The organism is Lysinibacillus sp. GW823-FHT06C08, from assembly GCF_058795135.1.
In genome coordinates this window covers 80,269-91,984 of sequence record NZ_JBXAHN010000007.1, presented here as the reverse complement: position 1 = coordinate 91,984, position 11,716 = coordinate 80,269, and the positions used below count along the sequence as shown (strand labels likewise).

12 protein-coding genes are annotated in these 11,716 nt (G+C 36.2%); 1 reads left to right on the top strand and 11 read right to left on the bottom strand.

Annotated elements, in window-relative coordinates; genetic code table 11:
• Positions 1-45 precede the first annotated feature (45 nt).
• The 11 genes from cccB to lplA form a co-directional block, all read right to left on the bottom strand.
• Entirely contained in the window at positions 46-363 is a 318-nt protein-coding gene (gene cccB, locus AC1Q6O_RS16265; protein WP_008173280.1) for a cytochrome c551, read from the bottom strand.
• A 51-nt stretch (positions 364-414) separates the two neighbouring features.
• Entirely contained in the window at positions 415-1,257 is an 843-nt protein-coding gene (locus tag AC1Q6O_RS16260; protein WP_036120271.1) for a YitT family protein, read from the bottom strand.
• 172 nt (positions 1,258-1,429) lie between these two features.
• Positions 1,430-2,659 (bottom strand): EAL and HDOD domain-containing protein, encoded by a 1,230-nt coding sequence (locus tag AC1Q6O_RS16255; RefSeq protein WP_043989566.1) that lies wholly within the window; start codon positions 2,657-2,659, stop codon positions 1,430-1,432.
• Between the two features lie 171 nt (positions 2,660-2,830).
• Positions 2,831-3,475, bottom strand: a complete 645-nt coding sequence (locus AC1Q6O_RS16250; RefSeq protein WP_225316111.1) for a VTT domain-containing protein — start codon at positions 3,473-3,475, stop codon at positions 2,831-2,833.
• 255 nt (positions 3,476-3,730) lie between these two features.
• Entirely contained in the window at positions 3,731-5,278 is a 1,548-nt protein-coding gene (locus tag AC1Q6O_RS16245) for a fatty acid--CoA ligase family protein (RefSeq protein ID WP_342530715.1), read from the bottom strand.
• A 142-nt stretch (positions 5,279-5,420) separates the two neighbouring features.
• Entirely contained in the window at positions 5,421-7,355 is a 1,935-nt protein-coding gene (locus AC1Q6O_RS16240; protein WP_342530717.1) for an FtsX-like permease family protein, read from the bottom strand.
• Positions 7,327-8,103, bottom strand: a complete 777-nt coding sequence (locus AC1Q6O_RS16235) for an ABC transporter ATP-binding protein (RefSeq protein WP_008173288.1) — start codon at positions 8,101-8,103, stop codon at positions 7,327-7,329. Before AC1Q6O_RS16235 ends, AC1Q6O_RS16240 begins: the two co-directional genes overlap by 29 nt.
• A 12-nt stretch (positions 8,104-8,115) precedes the next feature.
• Complete coding sequence (locus AC1Q6O_RS16230) at positions 8,116-8,541, bottom strand: hypothetical protein (RefSeq protein ID WP_342530718.1); 426 nt, start codon at positions 8,539-8,541, stop codon at positions 8,116-8,118.
• An 11-nt stretch (positions 8,542-8,552) separates the two neighbouring features.
• Positions 8,553-9,536, bottom strand: a complete 984-nt coding sequence (locus AC1Q6O_RS16225) for a sensor histidine kinase (RefSeq protein WP_008173291.1) — start codon at positions 9,534-9,536, stop codon at positions 8,553-8,555.
• Entirely contained in the window at positions 9,536-10,240 is a 705-nt protein-coding gene (locus tag AC1Q6O_RS16220) for a response regulator transcription factor (protein WP_008173292.1), read from the bottom strand. Before AC1Q6O_RS16220 ends, AC1Q6O_RS16225 begins: the two co-directional genes overlap by 1 nt.
• A 100-nt stretch (positions 10,241-10,340) precedes the next feature.
• Positions 10,341-11,333 carry a lipoate--protein ligase gene (gene lplA, locus AC1Q6O_RS16215; protein ID WP_342530721.1) on the bottom strand — a complete coding sequence of 331 codons (993 nt, stop codon included), beginning with the start codon at positions 11,331-11,333 and terminating at the stop codon, positions 10,341-10,343.
• A gap of 144 nt (positions 11,334-11,477) precedes the next feature.
• Between lplA and yhfH the strand changes: the two genes are divergently transcribed.
• Positions 11,478-11,603, top strand: coding sequence for a protein YhfH (gene yhfH / locus AC1Q6O_RS16210; RefSeq protein ID WP_008173294.1), 126 nt, complete (start codon positions 11,478-11,480; stop codon positions 11,601-11,603).
• Positions 11,604-11,716 lie beyond the last annotated feature (113 nt).

Here is an 11,716-nt window from a genome sequence, read left to right as displayed (position 1 = left end):
CACAAAAAAAACTAGCGGCTCTCCAGTCCGCTAGTTTTTGAAGTATTATTTTTTAGTAGCTAACCATTTAGCAACTGCTTCAGCATCTGCGCCTTTTACAATTCCTCCAGGCATGCCACCTTTACCATTATTAATAATATCTAAAATTTCCGATTCTGATAAACGAGAACCTACATCGTTTAATGCTGGTCCATTGGCACCTTGTAGCTCGCCACCATGACATGTCACACATGATTTCATTGCGATAGCTTCTCCATCTGGAGCAGTGGCACCTTCATTGTTAGTTGCCTCTTTATCTCCGCCTCCACAAGCTGCTAAGAAAATTGCTGAACCGAACACTAATGTTAACATTGCTTTTTTCATTAGTACCCCTCCTCATAATAGATAATACCTTACGCCGCCATTATACCAAAATTATGCACGTTTGAAACCTTCTCCTAATACCTCATAGGCATCCGAAACGATGACAAACGCTGATGGGTCAACGCTTTTAATGAGTTGTTTCAGCTTTGTGAATTCTGTCTGATAAACAACAACCATAAGAACTGGTCGTGCCTCTCCTGTATAGCCCCCAAATGCTTGTAACTTAGTTACACCCCGATTGACTTCTGCATAAATGGCTTCACGTACTTCATCTTGTTTCAACGTAATAATATAGACCATTTTGGATTGGCTAAAACCTAGCTGAATAATATCAATCGTTTTGGTTGTTACATAAAGTCCAATTAGGGCATACAAACCTTTCTCTAAATCAAAAACAACTGCTGCACTAATCGCTATGATTCCATCTATTAACAGTACACTTGTACCAAGCGTTAATCCAGTATACTTCGTAATGATTTGCGCTAGTAAATCAGTGCCACCAGTAGAAGCATTCCCTTTAAAGACCAGTCCTATTCCTAATCCCACTACAATTCCGCCAAAAAGAGCTCCAAGCAAAGGATTGTCCGTCCATGGCTCCCAGCTATTTGTTAGCAAGACAATAAACGGTAATGTAATCGTACCAATAAATGATTTAATGCCAAATTTTTTGCCGAGTAATAAAACACCAGCAATAAATAGTGGAATATTAAAGGCATATTGTACAATACCCGGATTCCAGCCAAATAACCCATGCAAAATCGTACTAATTCCACTTACCCCTCCGGAGGCAACCTGATTTGGTAATAAAAAGACATTAAAACCAATAGCAATTACTGCTGCTCCTACAATAACATACACATAGTCCACAATGTTTTCCCTAACATCATGTTTCATTTCCCCACGCCCACTTCAACTATCAGAATTTTTTTAAGACGAGATGATTATAGCAAATACTTTATACATTGAGAACTTCATCTTGATGAAGAGATTAGCTATTGTAGAGGATAAAAATAAGCTATCTTATACGAATGTAAGATAGCTTTTTGTACGAAATATTGGCACTTACTTAAAATGATTTTTCTGCCCATTCCATTGCCTCATAATATAGAAGATCCATATCATTAAGCGGGATATTTAATTGAGCACCTAGCTCCTCTAATCGGGGCCAATCCAATTTGCCTAGAGCGATACTAAATTCTAGAAATGGTGTCATCTCTGTTTCATGCCCTAAAATTGTATTTGTAATATCTTCTGAAAATGGTAGCTGATGTAATATGCTGCTCATAGGTCTTTGCAGTAATGTGTCAATGAGCGAAAACATACCTACAAGGAAATATTCCGAAAAATTCTTTTTGTAAGACAGCTTCGCTAACTTCTCACAAACTTTTGCTCGAAACAAGGACATACACATCACTTCTTTGAAAAGATCTGAATCCGCATCAATATCAATTTCTCGCATCGCTAATAGATAAATCCATTTTCGTAAATTGGATATACCTAATAACACGATTGCTTGTTTAATGGAGCGTACTTTAGATTTTGAACGCTTAGAAGAATTATTGATCATTTGTAATAATTTATACGTCAAAGAAATATCTCGTTCGATATTTTCTGCTAATAATTGAATATTTGGTTCTTCTTCTTTTAGCAAGGAGATGATATGAATATACTGAATCGTATTAGCAGGTATATCTGTTGCTTTTATAATTTGAGGTTGTTCAAAGAAATAGCCTTGAAATAAGACGTATCCAGAAGACTTAGCCACTTCAAATTGATGACGAGTCTCTACTTTTTCAGCGAGCAATTGAATATGTGGATAATTTCCCTTTACTTTATTTTCAATCTCCATTCTTTTAACCATCGATGTTGCTAGAAAATCTACTTTTATATAATCAACTTGTTCAAATAATTCATCATAGATTTCAACATGTTCATCCATAATAAAATCATCTAACGCAATTTGAAATCCATATTTTTTTAGCTCCACCACCCGTTTCACTAATTGTGATGTCAGTGGAACATCCTCTAAAATTTCAATGACAACTTGTGAAGGATTTAAAAATTCATGAATGGAGCTCATTAATAAGTTATCAGTAAAATTAACAAAACCTGGCTTACCTTTTGTTACTTCTTCAAAACCAATTGAAAGAAATGAGTTCACCAGTACATCAATAGTTGCTGCATCTGAATCAACCATTGGAAAGGCATTAACGTTTTTGCCACGATATAATAATTCATATGCAACGACCTGTTCGTGAAGATTAAAAATAGGCTGCCTGCCAATAAATACTTCCATTTCGTTGCCCCCATTTCTCCACATTCTAGTAATTAATAGTATAGCATTTTTTACGACCTGATGCTTATACTTCAATATAATTTATCATCATCATTATAGATTTACTAGTTCTTTTTTCTACCTAAAAAAAGACAGTCCCAGTGATGTGGCATCACGTTAGGACTGTCCAAATTATTTGCTAACTTTGGCTTTTATCGCACCAATTACTGCTGGAACGACAGAGATAAAAATAATCAATATAAGCACAACTGAGAAGTTATCTTTAATAATAGGAATATTACCAAAGAAATAACCAAGTAATGTACAGCTGAATACCCATAAAATAGCACCTAAAATATTATAAAGTAAGAAGTAGCTATAATTCATTTTACTTGCTCCCGCTACGAATGGGATAAATGTACGAATAAACGGCATAAAACGGGCTATTACAATTGTTTTTCCACCATGTGTATTGAAGAATTTTTCAGCTGCTTCCATACGTTCTTTTTTTACAACTCTTCCGAGAAGGCTCTTTGGAGGAATCGACGTTCCAACTTTATGACCAATATGATAATTCATTGTATCACCTAAAATGGCCGCTGCTAAAAATACTGGTATTAATATCCACATATCAAAGGCTCCCATTGCAGCAGCCAATGTACCACTTGCGAATAGTAATGAATCACCTGGTAAGAATGGGAAAATAACGACGCCTGTTTCTACAAAAACAATGGCAAATAAAATAAGATAACTCCAATTACCAAAATCACGAATGATTTCTTCTAAATGCACATCGATATGCACAATAAAGCTTATTAACTCCTGAATGAGTTCTATCATGTTTTTGTATGCTCTCTTTCAATAGTATTTTTACCTAAAAGCTTTGACGTAGCCTTACATCAAAGGGTTCCAGTTTTGTACGTCTTTTTACATTACTTCCTCACTATATGACAAGCTATTGAAAAGTATGTAGAAGATTTCACAAGTTTGATTTTATCACTTACAGATAACTTACCTCAACTGATTTTACTATTATACGAATAATGTACACAAAAAAAGAGCTACCATTTTTCAATAGTAGCTTTTTTCGCTTTATACTTTTTCTTTTAAGGAACGGCGAAGTATTTTTCCAGTCGTATTTTTAGGTAATTCATCCATAATTTCAATGACCTTAGGCACCTTATATTTCACCATATGCTTACCACAATACGATAGAAGATCTTCCGTCGTAGTGGCCGCCACTTCTTTTAATACCACATATGCATGAACTGCCTCTCCTAAGTTAGGATCAGGGAATCCAACTACCGCTGCCTCTACAATGTTATTATGGGCAAACAATACTTCCTCGACCTCTCTAGGATAGACATTAAAGCCTCCTACAATGATCATATCCTTTTTACGATCGACAATATAAAAATAGCCTTCGTCATCCACTCTTGCTAAATCGCCTGTATAGAGCCAGCCATCACGGATTGTCATTGCCGTTTCCTCTGGCATTTTATAATACCCCTTCATTACGTTAGGGCCACGTACTATTAACTCTCCAACCTCCCCAACAGGTACTTCCTGACCGTTTACATCGACAACTCTATTTTCCACATTGCTAATCGATGTACCAATAGATCCAGCTTTACGGTCACGATCCAAAGGATTAAAACACGTCACAGGTGATGCCTCTGATAAGCCATATCCTTCTGATACACGCACATTAAATTTCTGCTCGAAATTATGTAATAGTGCAACTGGTAAAGATGCTCCTCCTGAAATAGCTAAACGAATTGTCGAAAAATCTTCAGGATTGCCTTCAGGTAATTGGTATAAGAAATTATACATAGTTGGTACCCCAGCAAAGACTGTTGCTTTTTGCTCTCGCGCTAAAGCAAAAATTTCTGTAGGGCTAAATCTAGGTGCTAGTAAAACTGTTGCTCCACTTAATAATGGCGCGTTTACAACAACTGTTAAAGCAAAGACATGGAATACAGGTAATGTGGCAATGACACGATCCTTTTCTTGGATATCTAAATAATGGGCAACATCACGCGCATTTGAATAGACATTTTCATGCGTAAGCATCGCTCCTTTTGGAGTGCCAGTAGTGCCCGAAGTATATAAAATAATAGCATTGTCATCATCTGCCACTTTAACAGGTTGTAAAGATTGAGAAGTATTCGCGATGATTTGTGTAAATAAATGAGTTTTTTCTTGCGCACTTGGTGATAAAGCTGCTACTTTTTCCGCTATATCTGCCGTTGTTTCACAAACTACAAATGCTTTAACCTGTGGAAATGCTTGTACACCTTTCTCCACCAATGGTAGTAAAAGATCCAGCGCAATAACTGCTTTTACATCGCCATTATGCAAAATATAAGAAATTTCATCTGGTGTATAAATAGGGTTAACAGGAATTGCCGTTGCCCCTAAACGCATTGTTGCATACAAAGCAATTAAATAATGTGGTGTATTGCCGAGTAAAAACGCCACATGATCCCCTTTTTCAACACCCAAATCTTGTAATCCCTTTGCAAAACGACCAACTGTTTGCTCGAATTCTCCGTATGTCGTATCTTTCCCCATAAAATGATACGCAACTTTTTCCGGCTGTTCTGTTGCCTGTTGACGAACACGTGAAACTAAATTCAATTACACCATCCCCTTATCGTATAAAATGAATCGTTATTCAGTAATATTATATAAGAAATATATGTAAAAAACAATCAGTCTTTTTATTTCATGTCATAAATTACGTTAAATAATTCATTTTTTTCTCTTTTAAACAAATACATTACGAACGAATATGAGAAATGTATCGCCAACGAATTAAATAAAAATACACTACTTGAATTAATACAAAAAAGCCAAAAGCAAAGAATACTTCTTTTACAATAGAAATATTCGCGATATCTTTCAAAATGCCCTGTACCATTAGAAACGCAAAGGCACTGTGCATCATAGCAACGCCCCATGGCAAGAAAAATTGAGGAAATAAATGGCGGTTAACAAGCTTCTTTAACTCTATCTCCGTTAAACCCATACGCATTAAAACATCAAATTTACGCTTTTCTCTCTCTAGTGATGTATGCAATTTGAAATAGATAAAGCTTCCTGCAGCCAGTAAGAATACGGTAGCTACTAGAACTCCCACTAATGTAAATAATGAGTAGGTAGCTAATATATAAGAATAATTTAAACCGGCATTTTCAAAGTAGAATGGACTGAATTTATCCTTTTTAAGAAAATATAAATTGGATTCTAAATAATCGATGTCCTTACCGACTTCCTTCGTTTCCATCCACTGTGGAATAACAAATGTAAATAAATGATAGCTTGGTTGAATAATGTTTTTCTCAGAAATAGGAAGAATAAGCTTTGCAAAATCCTCATCACTAATAACGATCGAGTTTACGCTTACAATTGAACCAGGAAACACAATCTTAGGATAAACACTATCAATTGTAATTGGTATCGAATTTTCTTCAAGCACTGTATGCACAACTCTATTTTTTAATTTTTTTAGTGAATCCTCTGAATAAGGAATAAATACCGCTTCACCGGGACCAAGATTTAGAAGTGGATAACTATAGGAAGATAGCAAGACATTCATATCGGACTCACGAAAAACCTCTACTTCATTTTGCGTGAAAGAAGATGTTTGCTTAACAACAACAAAGCGGGACAGCTGATAGGATAACCCCTTCTCTTCTAATTGCAGACGCAAAGAATTTATATGCTCTCGCTCAAAAGGATTATCAATATCCCCCTTATAAACTAAGCCCAATGGATTTAAACGATCATATTGGGTTGTGTAAGAAGACATTGTCGCTAATACACCTACAGATAAAAATGCGAGTGTGGACACCATAGTAACGACAAAAAACATTTTCACATTATCCATCATAATATGAGTTTGCTCAGCTAGTGAGAGCAGACGATAGCGTTGCCAATGAAATTTACGTTTACCACGTGCTAAGTCTAAAAAACACGGGACAGAATCGCTGAAAAAATAATAAGTACCAAATGTTGCTGAAAATGGTATTAATAGCGTTAGTCCTATTAAAGACGTATGTCCTACAACAAACGCGAGAATATAAGTCCCTAAAATTAAAGTAATACCGTATATAGCCCGAATTTTGGAATAAGTTGTTAAACTATTTAAATAATCGCTACCTTTAATTAGATCTCGTAATTTCCTCTCTCGTGTAAAATATACACTAATAAAAGAAATGACGACAAAGGCACTTGTGAATACGCCTATTGTGAGTAGGAATGGCTGCCAGGAAACATACAATGGTAATTCATCCAAATGTAAAATTTCTCGCACAATCATGAAAAAGAATTTTGAAAAAGAAAAGCCAAAAACAATTCCTACAATGATGGAGCCTGCCCCAATAATCATTGTCTCAAGAAAGACAAGTTTATTCATCTGACGCTTTTCCATTCCTAGATGCAATAACATCGCAAATTCATGTGATCTAGCCTCTAAAAAGGCACTCATAGAATAATATAAAAAGAATAATGTAAAAAGGACGAGTACAATTTCAGCACCCACCATGCCAATAAGTGATACTTCTCCTAATATTCCGCGTTCAATATCAGGATGAAACATCAGCATTGAATAGATAAAAAATACAGCCACAGAAAAAAAGCTCGCCATGAAAAAGGCACCATATATCCGGCTGTTCCGTACGACATTACGGTAAGCGAATTGTCGAAAGGTCACCTACTTGCCCTCCTCCTAGTAAGCTCAAAACATTTAATATACGTTGGAAAAACATTTGACGACGGTCATCTCGATAAATTTCATTGAAAAATTCGCCATCTTTTATGAATAGCACTCGATCACAGTAACTTGCTGCAATTGGATCATGCGTTACCATCACAATCGTCGTGCGTTTATCTTTATTTACTTTCGTTAAAAGTTCAAGTACATCTCGTGAAGAATTCGAATCTAAATTACCTGTTGGCTCATCTGCTAAAATGAGACTCGGATTATGAATAAGTGCTCGACCTATGGCGGTTCTCTGTGCTTGTCCACCCGAAATTTCATTTGGACGCTTATGTAAGAAGGGCGTCAAATCTAACTTATCGACAATATTAGCCAGCCGTTCCTCCATTACCTCTAACGGTTGCTGGTCCAATGTTAACGGCAACACAATATTCTCCTCAACTGTTAGCATATGCAGAAGATTGAAGTCCTGAAAGACAAAGCCTAGCTGCCTTCTTCTAAAGTAGGCAAGCTCTGTTGCATTAAGCTTATGAGGGTTCATGCCATCTAAAATTATCTCTCCACTTGTTGGTTCATCAATAGTAGAAATAATATTCAATAATGTTGTTTTACCACTTCCGGAAGGGCCCATAACTGCTAAAAATTCGCCTTCTTCCACGTCAAAGCTCAATTGATTTAAGGCACGATGTGTGACCTTGCCTTCATAAACTTTTGTCACATCTTTAATTTGTAATATAGGCATGCTAAATTCACCTTATTTCTTCATTAATTCTAATGATTGCGGTAAAAGCCACTGTAATACAATTTCAAAGCCGATTTGAAAATGGGGCTCTGTTAATTCTAAAACGGACTCTTCCGCTACCAAACTAAAACAATGCTCTCCTATAATGACATCCCAGGCATCCATTTCTCCCTCTAGAATTTCACCATATACAGTGTAATGTCCACTATACATAATCTGTTGACCATCGACAGGAAACGCATTTAATAATGTTGGTTGTTGTAAGTTTAACCCAAGGATATTTGAAAAATGCAGTAGTTCTTCATTTAGCACTTCATTTGCCATGACGAAATTTTGATAAGATACTTGATCGCCCTCTTGCAAATGTGTCATAAAAAGAGACTTTGTTTTCTCTTTATCGATATTTAATAGCCAACCTTCAATGCTTACTTCTGTCATCCTAGCTCCCCCTAATTTGTAAAAGTCACTGTAACAATCGTCCCTTTTCCTACCTCTGATGAAATAGCCAATTCATGTCCAAGCTTCTCGCAAATTTCCTTGGCTAAATAAAGGCCCATCCCAGTAGACTCCCCTGTTTTCCGTCCATTTTCACCAGTAAAAAAGGCCTTCGTAACACGTGAAAGGTCAGAAGCTGGAATACCGATTCCCTCATCGCAAATGGCTAGCTGTACATAATCATCCTTTTTAATAGCAGAAATGACTATTTTTTTATTGGCTTCAAATGTGTATTTCACTGCATTGGTTACAAACTGACCGAGAATGAAGCGAAGCCATTTCGAATCACTCGCCACAATAAGATCATCTTCAATATGAATTTCAGGGAATACTCTTTTCGTAATAAATAAACGTTTATTCTCATTAACAGTTGCAGTCACTATGGACTTTAATGCAACCTGTTCTACTTGCATATCATCTTCGAAGTTTTCTAATCGTGCATTTACAAGCACCATGTCTAAGCCTCTACGTAAACGATCAATTTCCTCCTGCACATTTTTCTTATCCAGCGGACGATCATCCTGCAGCAATAACTCAATGACAGATATGGGTGTTTTCATCTGATGCACCCACTGATTCATAAATTGATCATGACGTTTTTGACTAGCGTATAATGAATGCAGCTCATGTTGATAGAGTCGATATAGCTCATGCATATATTTCTCTGTTTGCATTGCTTCTGGCGTTTTGGCGTTTTTTTGTAACACATCCTCCATTGCTGTTGGTAGCTGGGATATTTTCAACAAATAACGTTGCCGCATTAAATAGCGAACAAGTAAAAATGAACAGAGCAGTACAAGACTGATACAGAAGGAATATATAGCTGTATCGATATTTCTGAATCCATCTAGTCCATATAAGACCATGATGAAGCCAACTAATAAGAGCTGAAATACAATAAATGATGCATAATCACGTAAAAATAATTTCCAGCCCACTATAATTCACCCGCACTCAATATGAATCGATAGCCTGCGCCACGCACAGTTTCAATAGTTGATGCAATTTGATAATCAGCTAATTTTTTACGGACGCGAGTCATATTAACATTCAACGTATTTTCATCGACAAATGCTTGATCATCCCAGAGTTCCTCTAATAGTTGCTCCCGTGTTACTACTTTCGGGGCATTCCCCATAAGCAATTCTAAAATAATGCACTCTTTTTTCTGGAGTGGGATTTCTAATTCATTTTTATGCAGCTCCATCCTCTCTAAATGAAGAATAAGCTGCCCTTGCTTAATTGTCCGCTCCTCTTGCCTTGTAGCATACTCCCCATATGTACGACGCAAATGACTACGAATTTTAGCCAAGACAATTTCATAATTAAAGGGCTTTGTAATAAAATCATCGCCCCCATTTTCAAGTGCAAAAATTTGGTCCATTTCCCCTGAGCGAGCAGAAATAAAAATAATTGGACACGTTGTATGTTGACGTAGCTGACGGCACCAATAGTAGCCATCATATGAAGGTAAATTTATATCAAGCAGCACCATATGTGGATTAAATGCTGTAAATTCTTCTATAAGATGATCAAATTCTTGAATGGTTTCAACCTCGTATTGATATTTTCTAAGCGTTTCCGCTAGTAATGATGCAATCTTCACATCATCTTCAACTATGAATATTCGATGCTTTTCCATATCAACACTCCTTTCTAACTATATTGTATCAAAAAAAGGTTCGACGACATAATTGTCAGCGAACCTTTAGGCTAAATCATTACATGAAATCGAACTTTTCTTAATAAATTAATTGTAAAAAGTCTTCTGTTGAAATTCCACCAAAATATGTAGGAATATCAATATCTGCTAATGCTTCTGCTATAGCCGTTCTATCATGGTTTGTCCCAACTAGGCGTTGTTCTATATCAGTCATATCCCCTACACCAAAGAAATCACCAAAAATATGTGCCTCTTCGATGACACCATGATTAACTTCAAGGCGAATATCAATGCCTCCTGTTGGGAAACGGTGCGTCTTTTGAATATTAAAGCGCGGTGATTTACCATAATTCCATTCCCATGTTTGATAACGTTCTGCTGAAAGCTTATGAATATTTTCCCAATCTTGATCCGTCAGTTCATAATAACGAATGTTTGCTTCGCCACCGAAAATGGATTTTAAAATTTCAAGACGAAATTCTTCTATCGTCATCTTCTCTTTTAAAAACTCAGAAATGTTTGCTACTCGGGAGCGAATGGATTTAATTCCTTTAGATTCAATCTTATCCTTTTTGACTTTTAAGGCTGACACAACGGCATCTATTTCAGTATCAAACATCAACGTACCATGACTGAACATACGGCCTCGTGTAGAAAACTGGGCATTTCCAGAAACTTTACGACCCTCTGCAAGAATATCATTACGTCCTGAAAGCTCTGCATTCACACCCATTTTTGCCAAAGCATCTACTACTGGCTGCGTGAATTTTTTATAATTCATAAAGCTATCGCCATCATCGTTTGTAATAAAACTGAAATTAAGATTTCCTAAATCATGATACACGGCTCCACCGCCAGACAAACGGCGAACAACAATAATGTCATTATCTTCTACATAATCCGTATTAATTTCTTCAATGGTATTTTGATTTTTACCAATAATGATGGACGGCTGGTTAATATAGAAAAGTAGCACTGGCTCCTTTTCAACATCCATTGTTTTAAGTAAATACTCCTCAATAGCAAGGTTAACACGCGGATCATGGATCACTTTATTATCAACGAAAATCATAGTTTACGTTTCCTCCTTCACAAAATATCCATATTTATTTTAACGCAAATTAGGCGTTTTGTGTTGACGAAAAGCATCTGTTATAATACACTAGTAAATATCAGAACAGTAATAGTACAGATGAACTTAAAGGAGGAGTCCACAATGTTAGAAAACGTAGTTGAATTTTTCAAGAATTTGCCTGCTAAGCAATGTACAGAGTGCGGTGAAAAAATTGAAGAACAAAGTGAATGCTACTGCAACACTTGTGAAAAATGTAACCACCTATAAGCATTTGCCTATTCTGTAATTGTCATTTACGTGCCCCACACGTAGTCATAATGATAACTTCATCATATTTTATGATGAACCTTTAATTAAATCTCTTACACTTACAAAACAAC

Bases quoted from the DNA above. Each gene is read 5' to 3' on its own strand.
- AC1Q6O_RS16235 (WP_008173288.1), bottom strand. From the start codon at position 8,103: ATGCCTATATTACAAATTAAAGATGTGACAAAAGTTTATGAAGGCAAG.
- AC1Q6O_RS16220 (WP_008173292.1), bottom strand. From the start codon at position 10,240: ATGGAAAAGCATCGAATATTCATAGTTGAAGATGATGTGAAGATTGCA.
- yhfH (WP_008173294.1), top strand. From the start codon at position 11,478: ATGTTAGAAAACGTAGTTGAATTTTTCAAGAATTTGCCTGCTAAGCAA.
- AC1Q6O_RS16255 (WP_043989566.1), bottom strand. From the start codon at position 2,659: ATGGAAGTATTTATTGGCAGGCAGCCTATTTTTAATCTTCACGAACAG.
- AC1Q6O_RS16260 (WP_036120271.1), bottom strand. From the start codon at position 1,257: ATGAAACATGATGTTAGGGAAAACATTGTGGACTATGTGTATGTTATT.
- cccB (WP_008173280.1), bottom strand. From the start codon at position 363: ATGAAAAAAGCAATGTTAACATTAGTGTTCGGTTCAGCAATTTTCTTA.
- lplA (WP_342530721.1), bottom strand. From the start codon at position 11,333: ATGATTTTCGTTGATAATAAAGTGATCCATGATCCGCGTGTTAACCTT.
- AC1Q6O_RS16230 (WP_342530718.1), bottom strand. From the start codon at position 8,541: ATGACAGAAGTAAGCATTGAAGGTTGGCTATTAAATATCGATAAAGAG.